General features: G+C 27.1%; 19 protein-coding genes. 9 read left to right on the top strand and 10 right to left on the bottom strand.

The window, feature by feature from the left end:
* Positions 1–96: 96 nt before the first annotated feature.
* On the top strand, positions 97–570 hold the full coding sequence (locus tag J1C67_RS12605) for a hypothetical protein (protein ID WP_167867465.1): 474 nt from the start codon (positions 97–99) through the stop codon (positions 568–570).
* A gap of 202 nt (positions 571–772) precedes the next feature.
* Here the strand turns inward: J1C67_RS12605 and J1C67_RS12600 are convergent, their stop codons facing one another.
* Positions 773–1,276: a ribonuclease H family protein gene (locus J1C67_RS12600; protein ID WP_167867464.1), complete on the bottom strand. Its 504-nt coding sequence runs from the start codon at positions 1,274–1,276 to the stop codon at positions 773–775.
* A gap of 96 nt (positions 1,277–1,372) precedes the next feature.
* On the opposite strand from J1C67_RS12600, the gene J1C67_RS12595 reads away from it, so the two are divergent.
* The gene (locus J1C67_RS12595; protein WP_167867463.1) at positions 1,373–1,891 is read left to right on the top strand and encodes a L,D-transpeptidase; all 519 of its coding nucleotides are present in this window, start codon (positions 1,373–1,375) and stop codon (positions 1,889–1,891) included.
* 93 nt (positions 1,892–1,984) lie between these two features.
* On the opposite strand, the gene J1C67_RS12590 is transcribed toward J1C67_RS12595, so the two are convergent.
* A complete protein-coding gene (locus J1C67_RS12590) occupies positions 1,985–3,667 on the bottom strand; it encodes a cell shape-determining protein (protein WP_167867462.1) in 1,683 nt (560 codons plus the stop codon).
* Between the two features lie 82 nt (positions 3,668–3,749).
* Positions 3,750–3,890, bottom strand: a complete 141-nt coding sequence (locus J1C67_RS12585) for a hypothetical protein (protein ID WP_167867461.1) — start codon at positions 3,888–3,890, stop codon at positions 3,750–3,752.
* 310 nt (positions 3,891–4,200) lie between these two features.
* Here J1C67_RS12585 and J1C67_RS12580 point away from each other — a divergent pair, with 310 nt between their 5' ends.
* A complete protein-coding gene (locus tag J1C67_RS12580) occupies positions 4,201–4,815 on the top strand; it encodes an NUDIX hydrolase (protein WP_167867460.1) in 615 nt (204 codons plus the stop codon).
* Between the two features lie 181 nt (positions 4,816–4,996).
* Here J1C67_RS12580 and J1C67_RS12575 read toward each other — a convergent pair whose 3' ends face one another.
* The 5 genes from J1C67_RS12575 to J1C67_RS12555 form a co-directional block, all read right to left on the bottom strand.
* Positions 4,997–5,164, bottom strand: a complete 168-nt coding sequence (locus J1C67_RS12575) for a hypothetical protein (protein ID WP_167867459.1) — start codon at positions 5,162–5,164, stop codon at positions 4,997–4,999.
* Between the two features lie 180 nt (positions 5,165–5,344).
* Positions 5,345–6,589, bottom strand: a complete 1,245-nt coding sequence (locus J1C67_RS12570) for an NAD(P)-dependent oxidoreductase (RefSeq protein ID WP_243176862.1) — start codon at positions 6,587–6,589, stop codon at positions 5,345–5,347.
* 293 nt (positions 6,590–6,882) lie between these two features.
* On the bottom strand, positions 6,883–7,131 hold the full coding sequence (locus J1C67_RS12565) for a DUF4190 domain-containing protein (protein ID WP_167867457.1): 249 nt from the start codon (positions 7,129–7,131) through the stop codon (positions 6,883–6,885).
* A 50-nt stretch (positions 7,132–7,181) separates the two neighbouring features.
* Entirely contained in the window at positions 7,182–7,625 is a 444-nt protein-coding gene (locus J1C67_RS12560) for a hypothetical protein (RefSeq protein ID WP_089965116.1), read from the bottom strand.
* Positions 7,626–7,748: 123 nt separating this feature from the next.
* Positions 7,749–8,720: a calcium/sodium antiporter gene (locus J1C67_RS12555; protein ID WP_167867456.1), complete on the bottom strand. Its 972-nt coding sequence runs from the start codon at positions 8,718–8,720 to the stop codon at positions 7,749–7,751.
* 230 nt (positions 8,721–8,950) lie between these two features.
* Here J1C67_RS12555 and J1C67_RS12550 point away from each other — a divergent pair, with 230 nt between their 5' ends.
* The 5 genes from J1C67_RS12550 (at position 8,951) to J1C67_RS12530 (ending at position 14,379) form a co-directional block, all read left to right on the top strand.
* Positions 8,951–9,460 carry a GNAT family N-acetyltransferase gene (locus tag J1C67_RS12550; protein WP_167867455.1) on the top strand — a complete coding sequence of 170 codons (510 nt, stop codon included), beginning with the start codon at positions 8,951–8,953 and terminating at the stop codon, positions 9,458–9,460.
* Positions 9,461–9,602: 142 nt separating this feature from the next.
* Positions 9,603–10,430 (top strand): hypothetical protein, encoded by an 828-nt coding sequence (locus J1C67_RS12545; protein ID WP_167867454.1) that lies wholly within the window; start codon positions 9,603–9,605, stop codon positions 10,428–10,430.
* A gap of 360 nt (positions 10,431–10,790) precedes the next feature.
* Complete coding sequence (locus J1C67_RS12540; protein ID WP_207253506.1) at positions 10,791–11,618, top strand: SPOCS domain-containing protein; 828 nt, start codon at positions 10,791–10,793, stop codon at positions 11,616–11,618.
* Between the two features lie 357 nt (positions 11,619–11,975).
* A complete protein-coding gene (locus J1C67_RS12535; RefSeq protein ID WP_089965106.1) occupies positions 11,976–12,827 on the top strand; it encodes an SPOCS domain-containing protein in 852 nt (283 codons plus the stop codon).
* 124 nt (positions 12,828–12,951) lie between these two features.
* The gene (locus tag J1C67_RS12530) at positions 12,952–14,379 is read left to right on the top strand and encodes a hypothetical protein (RefSeq protein WP_207253505.1); all 1,428 of its coding nucleotides are present in this window, start codon (positions 12,952–12,954) and stop codon (positions 14,377–14,379) included.
* 151 nt (positions 14,380–14,530) lie between these two features.
* Here the strand turns inward: J1C67_RS12530 and J1C67_RS12525 are convergent, their stop codons facing one another.
* Complete coding sequence (locus tag J1C67_RS12525; RefSeq protein ID WP_167866604.1) at positions 14,531–15,703, bottom strand: FprA family A-type flavoprotein; 1,173 nt, start codon at positions 15,701–15,703, stop codon at positions 14,531–14,533.
* A gap of 97 nt (positions 15,704–15,800) precedes the next feature.
* Positions 15,801–18,086, bottom strand: a complete 2,286-nt coding sequence (gene helD, locus J1C67_RS12520) for an RNA polymerase recycling motor HelD (protein ID WP_167866603.1) — start codon at positions 18,084–18,086, stop codon at positions 15,801–15,803.
* A gap of 230 nt (positions 18,087–18,316) precedes the next feature.
* Between helD and J1C67_RS12515 the strand changes: the two genes are divergently transcribed.
* On the top strand, positions 18,317–18,937 hold the full coding sequence (locus tag J1C67_RS12515; protein ID WP_167866602.1) for a GntR family transcriptional regulator: 621 nt from the start codon (positions 18,317–18,319) through the stop codon (positions 18,935–18,937).
* The last annotated feature ends 27 nt before the right edge of the window (positions 18,938–18,964 follow it).

The raw sequence follows: 18,964 nt of genomic DNA, 5'->3' as shown, positions 1-18,964 counted from the left end.
CCTTACATTGGGATAATAGAACTTAATTAATATAATAATATTTAAAAACAAAAAAAATTCTAATCATTAATATTTCATATAAAGAGGAGTTACTAAATGAGTAATATATTATTTAATCACAAAAGTGCTTGTATAGTTCATAAGGCATTAGAGTACAAAATACAAGCTAAAGAAAATATGATAGAAGCAAATATACCAGATATAACTGATTTTTTTAAAGAAGAGTTGCAAAAGGAAAAAGATGTCTTTGAACATTTCACTGGAATAGTATTCATGCTTAGTTTAGATAAAGATGAATCAAGAAATGTAAACCTAGGCAGAAAAAAAGCTTATATATTAATGCATAGCTTAGAAGATCTAATTCAAGTAAGAAAAAAAATAATAAGTGAAAATACTAATGAGGTAATCTTTAATAGAAAAGTAACCTTAGAAGTTAAAACACTTGCACCAATTAAAACTAAAATAGAAAACCTTTGGGGCAATACGCCTCAAAAACCACATAGCCCAACTAATGATATTAGGCCTGAAGATTTTGACCGTAGGTATTTAGACTATTATAATCTTTTATAAACTAAATATAATTTAATAAAGTTACACTTTATTAAATTAAAACATATGAAAAATAGGGAACCTTTTGTTAGATTCCCTATTTTTATTTATTTTATGACGCCTTATTACTTACATATATAGTTATTTTTTTCATTTTCTAAAATTATATCCGCCCTATACTTATCTACTGGAACATAATATTCTTTAAAAATGCCTTAATAAATTACGCTATAACTTCTTCATAATTAATAATTCCATTACTTGGGCCATTAAATATAACCTTCATTAATCTTCCTTTTTTAGTTTCTAAATCCTGTAGACTTACTATACCTACTTCATTATAGAATATACCTTTATCCCCTTCCTTTATTAAATTTCTACATTTATTTTTTCTTTTTGATATAAACTCTAACTCAATGTTATTACTTTGCATAAATCTATTTATTTCATTAATCATTGGAAATTCTTTAATATCTTTATCAGTAATTATTTTTCTTGTTAATATTTCTGATAATTTATTATTAGATGAATAAATTTTTATTTCTTCATTTATTCCAAGTCTTTTAATAATTTCAATAGCATGACATAACGCTAATTCCTGAGAATTTTTCTTTAACCCTTGTCCTACTCTTTTGGAATAATTAATATTAATATCTTTACAATTGCAATATACTCCTGAAAACATACCTTTTCTTTTACATCCACCATCAATATAAATTTTAACCATAATTTAAAACCTCCCTTTTTTTAAATTATGGACAAACTCACACTTTCTTAATCATTGATTATAATATTATATATATAAGTTTTTAGGAGTGTTTTTATGGCTAATTACTTAACTCATTACTTTAAAAATTTTTATAGAAATATTAACTATAAATTAAATACTATCCTTAGGGAGTATAAATCTGATAAGGATTATTTAACCACTATTACAAATCTTGTCAATAGTAATAACTTTACTAGTGATACCTATTATTTTATTTACGTTGATACTAAAAATTTTAGGACAAACATTTTTGAAGGCTCTAATAATAAGTGGAAGCTTTCGCGCAGTTACCTATGTAGTATTGGAAAGCCATCTACCCCTACTATTAAAGGCGACTTTAAATTAGGAATTAAAGGTCTTTATTTCGGAGTTAATAGAGGTTATAAATGTTGGTACTATAGCCAAATAAAAAACAATTACTTATTCCATTCAATTATTTATAATTTAGATGGATCTATAAAAGATGGTAGACTTGGCATGGCTATCTCTGATGGTTGCGTAAGGCTCGCTAAAGAAAACGCTAAGTGGATTTGGGATAATGTACCTAGAAATACCTCCATACACATTGTATAGTTATATGATACCTTTAAACCTTTGACTGGTTATTTTTTTAGCTCTAATAAAAAAGAAACCCGAAATTTTTCGAGTTTCTTTTTTATTATTTTATTATGATCCTGTTTTTATAGGTACTTCAGGCACTACTGGAGTATCTGTTTTTTCAGTTTCTGATTTTTCTACTAATTTTATTGTTATATTTTCAAAGGAGTTTGTTAAAACAAATCTACCCTCTCCAACTTTTATATACTTAACCTTAACCTTATCTCCAAGGGAAGTTAATGCTACTTCTCTTGATGTTTCTGTTGAAATTGAAAAAATATGATCATTTCCTTTTAATTTTATATCATATATACTTGTTCCATCTTTAACAACAAGCCCTATTCTTTCAACTTCACTCTCAAGCGTTTCTTCACTACTTGAACCTTCTAAAGATATATTAGTATTTGTTAAACCTTCTAAATATTTGTTTAATGTGCCTTGAAGAGAATCTCCAACACCTACTATATTATAATTTTTAACATTTACCATTGCATATTGTTTTACAAGTCCATTTGAATCTTTTAATGTTATAAAGTAAGTTGGTTCATTTTGAATATTAATTAAATATGGGAATGTTGCTTTATATCCAAATTGTTGTACCTTACCTTCAGCAGATTGCATACTTGCAGTTTCAGTTGCTCCTGCTGTTTTATAGAAAGTAGTTTCTCCTGTTCTTGTATTTGTTAATGTAAATCCTACTAATCCTTCATCATTACCAACTGAAGTTACTCCTGTATAATAATAACAAATATCTTTATTAAATATTAAATTCATTCCCTCTGTACTCTTCAATTTATCTTTATCGTTAAAATTAAATATACCATGAACTAATTTTCCCCATTTATCTACATAACCCTTAATATACTTATCTGGTTGTATTCTATCTACCCACTTTGGAGTATTTTCAATATCATAAACTTGTGATTCTCCTGTTTGAGAATTTATAACTAATGTTCCTATTGCTTTTGCTTCAGCTATTCCAACAGCATTATCATATCTAGTAATAGTCCAATATGGATTTCCTGAGTCATCTAATTCAAAGGTATAATCAGTGTGTCCTGCTTTCATATCCCTAAAATAAGCTGCTCTATTTAAATCATCTAATAAATATGCTGATTTTAGATATTTTATTTTTAATTCTTTTCCTTCTATCTCTGTAATTAATTGAACATCACTTTGGTTTGTGGCACTAACTTTTATGTACCCTGGAGTACCATCATTATTAGTTAGCCATTTGAATAATGATGAATGTTCAAGTGGAGCAACATAGTATAGTTGTCCATTAACACTTTGTAAATTTAAATCACCAATAGTAACTTGACTACCTAAACTTGAGATTTCTCCAAGTTTTTTATCTGCTAATTTATAAGCAACATCTTTATCTATAGTTGGTAATTGCTTAAGATCAATATATTCTATCTGACTTGTAAAATCAACTTCTTTTACTTCACCAATCAAGCCTCTATGTGCTTTATAATTTATAATTGGACTAGAGACAATTATCAATGCAAAATATATAACTACAGCTATAATTCCTGCCATTCCATATTTTTTATCAAATGTCATCAATGAATATGCAATACTTACCACCACAAATATACCTATCACATAAAATATGCTTAATGTAACATCTAATATTAGGTTACCACCTAAAAATAAAATAACTCCAACTAATGCATATGCTCCAATTAAAAATTTTAAGTATTTAACAAATGAACTCTTCTTTGGTTTAAATTCACGAATATTATCCAATTTAATTCCTCCATAAATATTGATTTTTTTATTACTTCTAATTGCATTATAGCATGACCTTATAAAAAAAACTATTTATATTTTATTTAAAATCACTTTTAAGAGTATCCTTTACTTCTTTTGCTTTTTTTATAGCTTTTTGAGTTCTTAAATATGGAGTAACATCTATTATAGCCATAAGAACTCCTATTGTTATCATTAAACTAACTTGAAATAATCTCACAGTATGTCCCCCTCCTTTATTCTGTATTTACTATATTCTATGCTACTTCAATAAAAGAGGAATAAGCTTTCATATTATATTACTTTTTAAAAAATTTTCTAAAATTAAAGGCGTTATAACTTACGTTATAACGCCTTATAGTCAGTCAAAATAGTATGCTGTCCTATACTAACTACCTACATTATTATTCTAGACACTTTTTTGAAATTATATACATATTTTTATTTTTAATATCAAATCAACTTATTTAGGTTTTATAATGTAGTATATTTTGATATTATTAATTTATAAACTTTTATGAGGTGATTTTATGAAAGAAAATTTATATAAGGCGTTTAAAAACTTTACTCCATATATTAATGGAGCTGAAAATATGAAGAAATATTCTATTTTAATACCTTTAGTAGAAAAGGATAATAAGACACATATACTTTTTGAGGTAAGAGCTAAAACTCTAAGATCACAACCTGGAGAAATTTGTTTTCCAGGTGGAGGAATTGAAAATAATGAATCTACCTATGATGCAGCTATTCGTGAAACTTGTGAGGAACTCGGAATAAATGATAATGATATAGAAATAATATCACCTTTAGATTTATTTGTATCTCCATTTAATTTTATAATTAATCCTTATGTTGGCTGGTTAAAAAGCATAGAAGATTTACATATTAACAAAGATGAGGTTGATCATATATTTTTAGTTCCCATAGACTTTTTGTTGAAATATGCTCCTTTAGAATACATTAATACTATCGGTATTAATAGATGTGATGATTTTCCTTTTGATTTAATTCAAGACCCTAATTACAAATTTAGGACTTCTCCTTATCCAACTCAATTTTACATTTATAATGATTATGTCATTTGGGGATTAACAGCTAAAATACTTAATAATTTTTTAACCACTTTTAAAGATAATAAATAAAATATTCCTTACTAATTTAGATTTAATATTTATGTTTTGAGATATATTATTAATATTTTATATAAAACACAAAAAGTGGATTCATATTATTGAATCCACTTTTCACATTACTAATTTGATTTTAGTTATTTTAGTTTTACATTATGATTTTGATGCTTAATTCATATTGTAATATTCATGGTTATTTTAAATTAGTTGAAGTCCATTCATTGTTTGTTGCTGTTTTTTCATCACCATGTTGAGAGCCTTGATGTGAAGAACTTTCATCCTTTGAATGTTTGTGTCCACAACCAGATTCATCGCTATGTTTATTATTTTTATAAGATGTTTTTTCTTCAGCATTACTCATATTACCTACACCTCCTTATTATTTAAAGAATGTAACAAGAAATCTACCAGCTTATCTGCTAGTTATTTTCTTGCTCTTCCTTAATAATTCTATTTTGCTCTAATTTCATTTTAAAATTCATTGTAATTAATATATAATTTTCCAATAAAAAACACCTATTAAAATTTCTTAGTTATTTTTTTAAAGTGCCCTAAGTTTATTGCAATATTCATCTATAGCCTCTGCTACATTTTTCGCATCTGCAACAGCTTGAACAACAGTTTTAGCTCCAGTTACTACATCTCCAGATGCAAAAACACCATTTCTAGTTGTATGCCCTGTATGATCTGCAAGTAACAATCCCGATTTATTAGTTTCAAGCCCCTTAGTGTTATTTACTATATTATTTTTAGGTAATTGACTAATAGCTATAATTACAGAATCACATTCAAATATATTTTCTGAACCTTCTATTGAAACTAAATCAACCCTTCCATCTTCTAAAACTACTTTTTTAGTTTCTATATATCTAACTCCCTCTTCAGTAATTTCAAGAGGAGCCTTATATAATTTAAACTCAATTCCATCAGCCTTAGCTTCTTCTATTTCTACTTTTGTTGCAGGCATATCTTCAACGCCTTTTCTATATAATACATAGACTTCTTTTGCTCCATTTTGTTTTGCCGTTCTAGCTGCATCCATAGCAACATTTCCCGCTCCAATAACACAAACTTTAGTACCTAATCTATATACACTTGGAGATTTTAAATAATCTATTGCATAATGCGAATTACCTAAAGTTTCTCCCTTGATATCTAAAGTTCTTGGGTTCCAAACTCCTGTACCTATAAACGCTGCCCTATAACCATCCTCAAATAATTTATCTAAGGTAACAACCGGTCCTATTAAAGTATTTGGTCTTATCTTAACACCTACTTGAATAAGCTTATTTTCAAGTTCATCTATAATAGTTCTTGGAAGTCTAAATTCTGGAATACCATATCTTAAAACTCCACCTATTTTTTCATGACTATCAAATATAGTTACTTTATATCCTTTAGTTGCAAGTACAAATGCAATTGTAATTCCTGCAGGGCCTCCACCGATTATTGCTATTCTATCTTTTAATTTATTTTCAACTATTATTTCTGCTTTTTCTAGAAATTCAGTAGATATTTCCTTTTCTATTTCATAGAAATGTACAGGTTCACCTTTTATTCCTCTAATACAATTCCCCTTGCATTGCTCTTCGTGAGGGCATACTATTGAACATATTAAGGATAAAGGATTATTTTTAAAAAGCATTTCTCCAGCTTCCTTTATTTTGCCCTCTTTATATAATGCAATTACTTCTGGTATAGGTGTGCTTATTGGACAATGCTGTTTACACCTTGGATTTTTGCACATTAAACATCTATCTGCTTCATTTTTTAAAAAAGTTATCATAATTTCCTCCATGTAGTTTTTGGCATATTCAAAAATAACTAGTTATTAAGCTAATGTATTTTGAACCATAACTGTTATTTCACTAACTGTTTTTTTCAGATGCCTTAATTTTATATAATTATATGATACTTTTGTTCAAAATGAAATACTTTGTAATAATTTTTATTAATTAGAATTTATTGTCTTTAAAGGTTTTCATGGTATTCTAAATCATATTTATCTTCAGAAAATAGTTACTAATAAAGAGGGGCTGGTAACATAGTTAATGTTACCAGCCCCTCTTTTAAATGTCTCTAATAAGATAAACTATTACCTATAGAAAGCAATACAAAAAACATTATAACAGCTATAACTAAAGATAAACTACAAAGTATTATCCCTGATATAGCCATACCATTGTTTGTCATATTTTCTTTTTTCTTTTTAACTAAATCAATAATTCCAAGTGTTAACCCTATTGGTGCCGTTATCATAGTTATAAGCCCACAGAAAAAGCTAAAAAGCATTCCAACTATTCCCAAAACTAATGCTGCAATATCCATATTAAAAACATCCCCTCTATTTTAATATTTTTCAAAGTAATTTTAAGTAATTAAAATCTTCTTAAATGAAACATAAAAAAAGCTAAAATATAAATAAGTATTAGCATAAATATAATGCCATGATATATAAAATCTACTCTGAAAACATTCACTCTTAAGTCTATGTATTTAAGCTTACTTTTGTTACATATTAGACTAACCCTACCTATAATTTCTAAAACTGAACATATTAGAACAGGCATAGAAATCATATTATACTTAGGCGCAAATATGTTTCCCTTAATTATATTTCTTATATCACTTGTTACTCCACAAAATGGACACGGGTTAGAAGTAAATTCATAATAAAAACATCTAATCATATTAGGTATTATGAGTCTAATTAAATAAGCTATTATAGGCAAAAAAATAACCATAGTTGCAAGCATAATTATAACTAGGTTAAACTCATTGTATCGCTCATATCCTATATCAAATTTTATTTTATTTTTCATATTTCTCATCCTTAAATACTATTCTTATTTTATACTATTTATTACTTAAAACTCTTTTTCTATATCAATATTACCATCTGAGTTTATAATTAGCAATAAATATAAACTATATATATTTATTTATTAATTTCTAATTACTATATAAACAATATATACTACATACATTAATACTAAAATTAGCCCTTCTTTTCTGCTTAATTTACTCTTACCCTTTTTCCCAACAAACATAAACCCTCCGAGTATTAATGTGACAACTATTAGAAATATGAGATCTATTCCAAGTTGTGGCAATACTGGTATTGGATTAATACTTGCTGCTGTTCCAAGTATTAAGAGCATGTTAAATATATTTGATCCAAATACATTTCCAAGAGCTATATCATTTTTCCCTTTAATTGCAGCTATAATCGATGTAACCAGTTCTGGTAATGATGTTCCAACAGCTATAATTGTTAATCCAATAAGCTTTTGACTCATTCCAAATGTTGTAGCTATATTTGTAGCAGCATTTACTACCATTTCTCCACCACTAACAACTCCTGCAACTCCAATCAAAATCTTTATTATACAAGTTAATATTTGTATTTCTTCTTGAGGTTCTTCACTTTCTATATTTTCAACGAGTGAATTACTTTTCTTTGTATCTAATAATAATAATAATAAATACCCTATACAAAGAATTAATAATACAATACCATTTAATGTACTTATTTGTGAAGTTCCACCCCAAAGTAGGTCTCCAAAAGTAAGTACCAATAATAATATCGCTACTATTACAGTTATAATAAAATCTTTACTTATACTAGACTTCTTTATTACTATAGGCATTATTATTGATGTTATACCTAAAACCATAAGTGTATTAAATATATTTGATCCTATTATATTTCCCATTGTTATTTCATTAGAGCCTTTTAAAGATGAAATTATACTAACCGCAAGTTCTGGCGCACTAGTTCCTATAGATACTATGGTAAGTCCAACTATTATCTCTGGTATTTTAAACTTTTTAGCTATCTCAGATGCTCCATCTACAAATATGTCTGCCCCTTTAATAAGAAGCACAAATCCAATTATTAGTAAAATATAACTCATTTAAGATTCTCCTTTTATTATATATATAATTATATTTTTATATTATATATCTTTTCCAACCATTTTCACTACCTTTTTCTAGTGAAAACATTAATAATTTATATAAAAAATTTATTTTTATCCCTTATAGTATATTTTTCCATAATTAATTTTTTTTAAACAAAAATATTGTACTTATTATTTTTTTTAGCTATTATTATGTAATATAGAAAAAGGATTGGTGATATTTTATGATACTAAGACGAGAAAATTCGAATGATTTTAATGAAATTAATTTACTTATAGAAGAAGCATTCAATAATAATTTTGAAAAAGAATTAGTTGAAAAAATCCGAAAAAATCCAAGACATATAAATGAACTTTCATTAATTGCCGAAGATATTGATGAAATTGCAGGTCATATACTTTTTAGTGAAATAATAGTTAAAGGCGATATTGATTACCTAGGTGGACTTACCATTGCCCCATTATCAGTAAAGCCAAGTTATCAAAACCAAGGTGTAGGTACTGCATTAATCCATCAAGGCTTACTCCTAGCTAAGGCTCTTGGTTATAAATTTGTAGTAGTCCTTGGTCATAGTGATTACTACTTAAAATTTGATTTCAAAAAAGCTAGTAGCTTCAATATAAAATCTCCTTTCGAAGTTTCAGATGAATCTTACATGATTTTAGAACTTAGAGAAAATTCTTTAGAAAATATTTCTGGCACCGTAAATTACTTACCGGAATTCTCTAATTAGACCTTTAACTTTAGTAAATTCTCTATCCTTTTAGAAGATTAATAATCACCTCAATTAATATATCAAGAAATTTGTAACATCTAGTTATATATTGCAGTATTATATATCAAAAGTAACTAAAAAAAATTATGAGGTGATTTTTATGAAAAATAATTGTAATCCATGTTCTGATATTAATTGTAATGATGAAACTATAAAAACAACTGTTAAAAATTGTAATGATACTGGTTTTTCTTGGCCTTCTCATCCACTAAAAGCAAAACTTCCTGTTAGAGTTGGTTTTGCTCATGTTGGTGAAGTAATTATTGATAACGTAACATTTCCAAATAACGAAAGATTTTCTGAAATAAAGAAAATCCAAAGAAAAGTTGTTGTTACTCAAGCTAAAATTGTATGCAAACAATTAGTAGTTGAAGGCTTTATACAAAAGAATATTATGTATACAACCCCTATAACTCCAGGGACTACTGTATGTTGTCCCGTTGTTAGAAATGAAGTTAGAGATATAGAAGTAATTGTTCCTTTTTGTTTCTCAACTCCATTGCATCACTTAGATCTTGGACATTTACACGAGAAAGAAGAATCTGAAAAAGTATTCCTTGAAAATACAATGGGTGATAATGTTTGTGATAAAGGAATAATGGGAGACGCTGATTGTGCAAAAGTTCATAATCAATTTACTCCTTTAAACAAACCTGCATTTGCTGAATTAGAAGGATATTCTATTTGCGAACTTGCTCTTAATAGACATGGCTGCCCAGATGGACTATTCGATACTTTCACTGAAAAATTTGTATTAAAGCTTTGCTTCTCAATATATAAATATAAGCATTGTCCAGTTTACTGCCCAGGTTCAAAGGATATCTATTTAACATCAGACGGAATAGATACTGATTCTATTGATTCTATTGATAATACTCAAGAAGAAGAAATGTCTGAAGGCCTATTAAAGCTTAAAGAAGATTTTTAGATTAAACTAATATTTACTTTTCAATTTAAATATTTAAATAATATTAGTCAGCAGAAAAAATAGCAGTCTAAGGTTAGATGTATATTGGCTAGTTATTTTTTTGGAAATGCCTTATTTCATTTAAATGTATAAAAACACAGAGTTACAATAACTCTGTGTTTTTTATATTATTATAGTACTTATAAAAAACAGAGTTTACTACAATATATAACTATACATTTAACTTTAGTAAATTCTCTATCCTTCTTAGTAGATTAACAATTACCTTAATTAATATATAGTAGGAAATTTGTAACATATAGTTATATATTGCAGTATTATATCTTAAAAGTAACTAAAAAAAATTATGAGGTGATTTTTATGAATAATAATTGTAATCCATGTTCTGATATTAATTGTAATGATGAAACTATAAAAATAACTACTAAAAATTGTAATGATACTGGCTTTGCTTGGCCTTCTCATCCACCAAAAGCAAAACTTCCTGTTAGAGTTGGTTTTGTCCATGTTGGCGGAGTGATTATTGATGACGTAAAATTTCCATGTGACGAAAGATTTTCTGAAATAAAAAAAATTCAAAGAAAAGTTATTGTTACTCAAGCTAAAGTTGTATGCAAGCAATTAATAGTTGAGGGTTTTGTTAAAAAAAATATTATGTATACAACCCCTATAACTCCAGGGACTACTGTATGTTGTCCCGTTGTTAGAAATGAAGTTAGAGATATAGAAGTAATTGTTCCTTTTTGTTTCTCAACTCCATTGCATCACTTAGATCTTGGACATTTACACGAGAAAGAAGAATCTGAAAAAGTATTCCTTGAAAACACAATGGGTGATAATGTTTGTGATAAAGGAATAATGGGAGACGCTGATTGTGCAAAAGTTCATAATCAATTTACGCCTTTAAACAAGCCTGCATTTGCTGAATTAGAAGGATATTCCATTTGCGAACTTGCTCTTAATAGACATGAATGCCCAGATGGACTATTCGATACTTTCACTGAAAAATTTGTATTAAAACTTTGCTTCTCAATATATAAATATAAGCATTGTCCAGTTTACTGCCCAGGTTCAAAGGATATCTATTTAACAACAGACGGAGTAGATACTGATCCTATTGATTCTATTGATAGTACTCAAGAAGAAGAAATGTCTGAAGGCTTATTAAAGCTTAAAGAAGATTTTTAGATTAAACTAATATTTATTTTTCTATTTAAATATCTAAATAGTATTAATCATCAAAAAAATAGCAATCTAAGGTTCGATATATATTGCTAGTTTTTTTTTGAAAATGCCTTATTTCATTTAAATATATAAAAACACAGAGTTAAAATAACTCTGTGTTTTTTATATTATTATAGTACTTATAAAAAACAGAGTTTACTACAATATATAACTATACATTTAACTTTAGTAAATTTTCTATCCTTTTAGTAGATTAATAATTACCTTAATTAATATATAGTAATAAATTTGTAACATATAGTCATATATTGCACTATTATATATTAAAAGCAACTAAAAAAAATTTATGAGGTGATTTTTATGAATTGTGATCCATGTTCTGATATTAATTGTAATGATGAAACTATAAAAATAGCTACTAAAAATTGTAATGATACTGGCTTTGCTTGGCCTTCTCATCCACCAAAAGCAAAACTTCCTGTTAGAGTTGGTTTTGTCCATGTTGGCGGAGTGATTATTGATGACGTAAAATTTCCATGTGACGAAAGATTTTCTGAAATAAAAAAAATTCAAAGAAAAGTTATTGTTACTCAAGCTAAAGTTGTATGCAAGCAATTAATAGTTGAGGGTTTTGTTAAAAAAAATATTATGTATACAACCCCTATAACTCCAGGGACTACTGTATGTTGTCCCGTTGTTAGAAATGAAGTTAGAGATATAGAAGTAATTGTTCCTTTTTGTTTCTCAACTCCATTGCATCACTTAGATCTTGGACATTTACACGAGAAAGAAGAATCTGAAAAAGTATTCCTTGAAAACACAATGGGTGATAATGTTTGTGATAAAGGAATAATGGGAGACGCTGATTGTGCAAAAGTTCATAATCAATTTACGCCTTTAAACAAACCTGCATTTGCTGAATTAGAAGGATATTCCATTTGCGAACTTGCTCTTAATAGACATGAATGCCCAGATGGACTATTCGATACTTTCACTGAAAAATTTGTATTAAAGCTTTGTTTCTCAATATATAAATATAAACATTGCCCAATTTATTGTCCAAGCCCACGTCCATGTCCATGTCCACGTCCATGTACAACTGGTAACTATTCCAAAACAGAAGGAGTAGATACCATCCCTAATGCTTCTGTTGATAATACTCAAGAAGAAGAAATGTCTGAGGGCTTATTAAAGCTTAAAGAAGATTTTTAAGCTAAACTAATATTTATTTTTTAAAATATTTTATTTTATTTAAATATACAAAAACACAGAGTCACAATAACTCTGTGTTTTTTATATTATTATAGTATAGTAATTATTAAAAGCAGGAAATATATTGAATTATTTATCACAGTTAGCAACCTTTTTATTTTTATATACACTTAGCAATTCAGACTACCAAAAATCTCTATTTTTTTCTATTATAATTGATTTATGTAGTTCAAATTATCAACAACACAATAATAATAATAATAATAATAATAATAATAATAATAATAATAATAATAATAATTTGTTCTTAACCAAACCTACTCTAAAATATGATAGTAGGTTAAATCCTAAACATATAAATTGTTATCATTGTAATAATAATTTATCAAGGTATATTAAAAATATTAATACTTCTCTAGATTCAAATACAGATTTGACTAAAGTCCCTATCCATTTTTATAATGTTCCTACTACTTTCAGCAACGATAAAAATAATTATACTAATGCTGCCGCCACTAATAAACGCTACCTTTATAATTCTACTGCTACTTTAACTAATAATCAGAACGATTTCGATAAAAACATGGATCCCTCAACTAATAGTCAACGTGATTTAGATAAACATACTAATATTCCAACTAATAGTCAACGTGATTTAGATAAACATACTACTACTCCAACTAATAGTCAACGTGATTTAGATAAACATACTACTACTCCAACTAATAGTCAACGTGATTTATATAAACATACTACTACTCCAACTAATAGTCAACGTAATTTAGATAAACATACTACTACTTCAACTAATAGTCAGCGTGATTTAGATAAACATACTACTACTTCAACTAATAGTCAGCGTGATTTAGATAAACATGCCACTACTTCAACTAATAGTCATGGCAATTTAGATAATTCTATCGATGCACATAATCATAAGAAGAAAAAGCAAATAACTTCTTCTATTAAACAGCTTAAAAAATCTGATATACTTAAAGTATCTAAATTTAGAAATATATCCTGTAAAAATGATTTGCCAATACAGTTACCTAAAGCTCCATTAAACCTCTGTAGAGTACCTCTTTTAATAGGTAGCTGTCATGTAATAGATATATTTACGGGTTCCTTAAAATTCTCATATCCAATAAACAATGTAGTTATCAATTTAAATAAAATAGTTATAACTAATAATTATTTATTAGCTGATAACTTTATGGGCGCATCTAGTGCACTATTTTACTTTGAAGGATATTTAAAAACTACTTTTTATACTTTAGAACCTAATCCCTCATCTAAATGCATGATAAATTCTAGCTATAAAGATAATATAATTTATATTCCTTTTACTATATCCAAATATTTAAATATTGGTTATTTACTAGAAAACGAATGCTACTTACTTGAAAATCCTGAACTAGATATTACTAATTTTACTTATGAAACAAGCAAAGAGCTTATGAATTTGAATGATTTTGATAAACATTCAAATTCATATAATAACTGTAACTTAGTTATTACATTAGATTATTCTATTAATATTTATAGTAAATAACTCTCCGTTCTAGTTAGCTTTATTTTAAAAATAACTTAAAAATAATATAATGAAAATAAACTCAGTGATTACTTATCATCACTGAGTTTATTTTATAGAGCTTCAAAAAATAACAAATCATATTCTAGTCTGTTTTCTTTCAGATGACTGATTACATTAGTTCTATAAAATTATTGACTGCTTCTTCTGCATTTTTATAATCTTCTTCTGAAGGTACAAAACAGAATTTCAACCCTGGATCTACAGTTTTAAGCTTTAATGATTTTATTCTAGCTGTTAACATTGGAACACCTTCTCCACTCCATCCAAAAGAACCAAATGCTAAAGCTGCTTTACCCCTATTTGTTATAGGGCATACTACTGATAATAAATCCCACGCAGGTTTGACTGCATCTTGATTTATAGTTGGTGACCCTACCATAAATCCTTTTGCAGATTCAATTCTTTTTTTGCACTCTTCAAGTGTAATTGATGTAATTTCAGTTACATCAGCTTTAAATCCCTTTACTTCTAATTTTTCTTTCATGAAGTTAGCTATACGTTCTGTATTTCCATAAGCTGTTATATAAAATATTTCTACTTTTTTAAGATCTACAGGTTCTTCTTTTGCCCAAGTTTCATACTTATTTAAAACATCTTCAATATTTGCTACATGAACTGGTCCATGACTTGGTGCAATAAAATCTATTTCTAAATCTTTTATTTTATTTAATCCCATATTAACAAATTTTTTAAATGGACCCATTATACAATCGAAGTAATATTTCATTTCTACAAAATATTCTTCACCAAAGTTGTCTGTTATTTTCCCTTTTGGTGAATAATGACACCCTGTAAAGTCACATGTAAATAAGAAGTTCTTATCTTCTACATATGTAAACATTGTATCTGGCCAATGTAAATTTGGAGCTATTATAAATTTAAGAGTTAATTCACCTAAGCATATTTCTTCTTTAGCTTCTACTCCATTAAACTCTCTATTTAATATATTTTTTAGATTTATTAATGTACTCCTTGAACCAACCACGTTCATATCTGGATAATCTTCAATTAATTTTATTAATGACCCAGTATGATCTAGTTCAGTATGATGTACTATTACATAATCAACTTTTTTTTCTCCAATAACACTGATTAAATTTTCTTTAAATTCATCATAATATCCATCTTTAACAGCATCTAAAACAGCAACCTTTTCATCATTTATAACATATGAATTATAAGTTGTTCCCTTTTTAGTTTCCATTATGATATCAAAAACCCTAAGTTCTGGGTTTTTAACTCCCACCCAATAAATATTATCTTTTAACTTTTCTGCTCCCATTTTAAATTACCTCCATTTTATTTGCATTAGTGATTTTAAAAAACAACAAGTCAATGTACTATGATATTGGCTTGTTATTTTTTTGAATATGCCTTAACTATACTTTATATTTTATCATATCAGTGATTTCATCTATAGCTATAATATATTCATAATGCAATGCTCTAGTAAGTGCTACATATAAAAGTCTTTTATCTAGAATATTGTCTCCGTAATTTTCCGTGCTTGGGTTATATATAATAGTTCCATCAAATTCTAATCCTTTTGTTAGGTAAGAGGGGATTATTACTATTTCACTATTTGAATTCTTTTCTGTCCCTTTAATTAAAGAAACCTTATGTTCACAAGATTTCTTTATTAATTTTTCTAAATCTCTTGCCTCATCTAAGCTCTTAGTAATTATGGCTATACTATTTTTATCTTTTGCTTTTATTTCATTTATTATATTATTTATTTCTATAATGCTTTCCTTTTTATCTAAGCATTTAACAATCTTCGGAGATTCTCCATGCCTTAATACAGGTTTAGCCGGCTTTAGCCCAAGTTCTTGTGCTTCTAATGCCCCGTTTGCAAAGTCTATAACTTCTACTGTTGATCTATAACTTTGTGTTAATTGGATATATGTAGCATTTCCATTAAACACTCCTTCAGTTATATCTTCCCAAGTTTTAATTCCTTTATAATAATAAATTCCTTGTGCTAAATCTCCTACTAAGGTTAAAGAATTCCCATTTGTAAGATTATTTATTAAAGAAATTTGAAGAGGATTATAATCTTGAACCTCATCTACAACAATATGTTTAAATTTATCTTTTTCATCTACACCTTCTAAAAGTAAATTTATATATAAAAGTAAAGCTAAATCATCTTCATCTATTATTCCATTTTCAGCATTTTCTATTACTTCTTTTTTCATGAAATCAGCTAAAGTTTCTGGAATTTTATTTGCTGTCGCTATTTCAAATATTACATCCTCTTTAAAAAGATTTATATATAAATCTTTAGAAGTTATTCCTCTCCAATTTTTAAAGTACTCTGTCATTTTCTTTTTACTGTTTACTCTTATATGTTCTTTTATTTCGTCTCTTTCACCATATACTTCTCTTAATTTTTTCCTTCTTTCTTCTCCATCTTCCATTTCATCTTTTACTTCTCTTATTTCCGTAGCCCATTTCCTATCTATATGAACAAGAAGACTCTCCACTTTTTCTTTTATTTTTAAATTTAGATATCTTTTAATTTCATCTTTTCTTTTATTTATTGGATAATTTTTTAAGTCCTTTAAATATAACCTCATTATTTCTTTTCTTGTAAATAACACATATCCTCTTATTTCTATATCTTTTATATCTAAAGAGTTACTTTCAAGTAAGGCTATATATCTATCTATGAATGTTTTAAATAATAAAGTTCCTTTAACTTTAGATGAATTTGTAATAAGCTTTTTAGTTTTTTCATCTTTAATCTCTATTATTTCCTTTATTTTTTCATCCTTAGTTTTAAGCTTACCTTTTAATTTCAACCTTTTCATAACCAGTTCTTGGAATGTTGTTTGTGTAACTTCATCTACTCCAAGATTTGGTAGGATTTCTGATATGTAATCTAAAAAAAGTTTATTTGGTGCTAAAACTAAAATATCCTTTCCTTCTATTGTATCTGAATATCTATAAAGCAAATATGCAAGTCTATGTAATGCTATTGTTGTTTTACCAGATCCTGCTGACCCTTGAACTATAATAGGAAGGTTTTTGGGCCATCTAATTATATCATTTTGCTCCTTTTGAATTGTAGCAACAACTTCTTTAAGCTTTTTCCCTCTACTTTCTTCAAGATTTATTTTTAAGAACTCATCAACTAAATCAGTTCCTTCCTCTTGATTAATTATTATTTCATTTATTCCTTCATCAAATATCGCTTCTATATCATCTTCTTTAAACAAGAATTTTCTTTTCAAAGAAAGTTTTCCTTCGATTATTCCAGCAGGTGCTTTATAATAAGCCTCGCCACCTGTTCCACTATAGTAAAGATCTGAAACTGGTGCTCTCCAGTCTACTATTACCTCTTCACCATCAACAGTTGAGCTTACTCCTTGTTTTCCAATATAGATACTTTCCTCTTCTCCTCTATGCTCTCTAAACTCTACTTTCCCAAAATAAGGAGAACTTAAGGCCTCTTCATAATTTTCTATTTCTTTTCTTAATACAGAGTGTACCCTCTGTGTAGTTTCCATTTCTTCACTATAATCGCCCTTGGATTCTTTTATTAAATTTTTAAGTTTATTCCCAATATTATCTTCGTTTTGTTTCTTTCCCTCTAATTCATTAATTATCTGTGCTTTTTTTTCTTTAAATATTCCTCTTTCTAGTTCTAATGACTCGCTCATTTTCACCTCTCCAATGTAAGGCATATCAAATAATATTTTCTTAAAATTCAAAAAAATTTATTTTAATATGCTAAACTAATATATTAATTATAGGCTACTACACAAGTAATATCAATGCCATTTAGATTATCATATGAATAATTTGTAATTTCTTTATTATTATTTATAATTCCTTTTACTTTTAATATGTAAAATGTTAAAATCTTTTAGTAAAGGAAGGGGATTTTATTATGACTAAACAAACAAAAACACCTAATTATATAAAAATTGCAGTAGATATAGCTCATAGAATAACAAATAATGAGTTTACTGAAGGAAGTAAAATTTCTGGCAGAACAACTCTAGTAGGGATATATAACGTTTCTCATGAGACTATTAGAAGATCCTTATCTCTTCTTAAAGATAACGATGTTGTTATTGTTAATGAAAAAAGTGGTATTATAATTAATAGCAAACTTAAAGCTAAAGAGTTTTTAAATATATTTAAAACTAAATCAGATTTTTTTTCACTTAATAATGAAACCTTTAATCTTATTAAACAAAAAAAATCTATTGATAATCAACTTGAGAAAAATATTAACTCTATAATTGAATTTGCTACACAGCTTAGAAATGTTGGTTCAATTATTCCTTTTGAAAGTATTGTAGAAGATGGTAGTGTAGCTGTTAATAAAAGTATCGGTGAACTTAATTTTTGGCAAAACACTAAAGCTACAATAATCGCAATAAAAAGAGATGGTGATTTATTCTTATCTCCTGGACCATACTTTACAATAAAAGAAAATGATATTTTAGTTTATGTTGGTGATGATTGTGTTTTAGAGAATATTAAGAACTATATCTCTATTTAGACTATTTTTTTTAGAAATAACAATCCA

It is taken from the genome of Clostridium gasigenes (genome assembly GCF_017348895.1).
In the GTDB taxonomy this organism is placed as follows: Bacteria; Bacillota; Clostridia; order Clostridiales; family Clostridiaceae; genus Clostridium; species Clostridium gasigenes.
This window is presented reverse-complemented; position numbering and strand designations above follow the sequence as displayed.

Bases quoted from the DNA above. Each gene is read 5' to 3' on its own strand.
- J1C67_RS12545 (WP_167867454.1), top strand. From the start codon at position 9,603: ATGAAAAATAATTGTAATCCATGTTCTGATATTAATTGTAATGATGAA.
- J1C67_RS12550 (WP_167867455.1), top strand. From the start codon at position 8,951: ATGATACTAAGACGAGAAAATTCGAATGATTTTAATGAAATTAATTTA.
- J1C67_RS12605 (WP_167867465.1), top strand. From the start codon at position 97: ATGAGTAATATATTATTTAATCACAAAAGTGCTTGTATAGTTCATAAG.
- J1C67_RS12540 (WP_207253506.1), top strand. From the start codon at position 10,791: ATGAATAATAATTGTAATCCATGTTCTGATATTAATTGTAATGATGAA.
- J1C67_RS12555 (WP_167867456.1), bottom strand. From the start codon at position 8,720: ATGAGTTATATTTTACTAATAATTGGATTTGTGCTTCTTATTAAAGGG.
- J1C67_RS12565 (WP_167867457.1), bottom strand. From the start codon at position 7,131: ATGGATATTGCAGCATTAGTTTTGGGAATAGTTGGAATGCTTTTTAGC.
- J1C67_RS12570 (WP_243176862.1), bottom strand. From the start codon at position 6,589: ATGATAACTTTTTTAAAAAATGAAGCAGATAGATGTTTAATGTGCAAA.
- J1C67_RS12560 (WP_089965116.1), bottom strand. From the start codon at position 7,625: ATGAAAAATAAAATAAAATTTGATATAGGATATGAGCGATACAATGAG.
- J1C67_RS12535 (WP_089965106.1), top strand. From the start codon at position 11,976: ATGAATTGTGATCCATGTTCTGATATTAATTGTAATGATGAAACTATA.
- J1C67_RS12525 (WP_167866604.1), bottom strand. From the start codon at position 15,703: ATGGGAGCAGAAAAGTTAAAAGATAATATTTATTGGGTGGGAGTTAAA.
- J1C67_RS12575 (WP_167867459.1), bottom strand. From the start codon at position 5,164: ATGAGTAATGCTGAAGAAAAAACATCTTATAAAAATAATAAACATAGC.
- J1C67_RS12595 (WP_167867463.1), top strand. From the start codon at position 1,373: ATGGCTAATTACTTAACTCATTACTTTAAAAATTTTTATAGAAATATT.
- helD (WP_167866603.1), bottom strand. From the start codon at position 18,086: ATGAGCGAGTCATTAGAACTAGAAAGAGGAATATTTAAAGAAAAAAAA.
- J1C67_RS12515 (WP_167866602.1), top strand. From the start codon at position 18,317: ATGACTAAACAAACAAAAACACCTAATTATATAAAAATTGCAGTAGAT.
- J1C67_RS12580 (WP_167867460.1), top strand. From the start codon at position 4,201: ATGAAAGAAAATTTATATAAGGCGTTTAAAAACTTTACTCCATATATT.
- J1C67_RS12600 (WP_167867464.1), bottom strand. From the start codon at position 1,276: ATGGTTAAAATTTATATTGATGGTGGATGTAAAAGAAAAGGTATGTTT.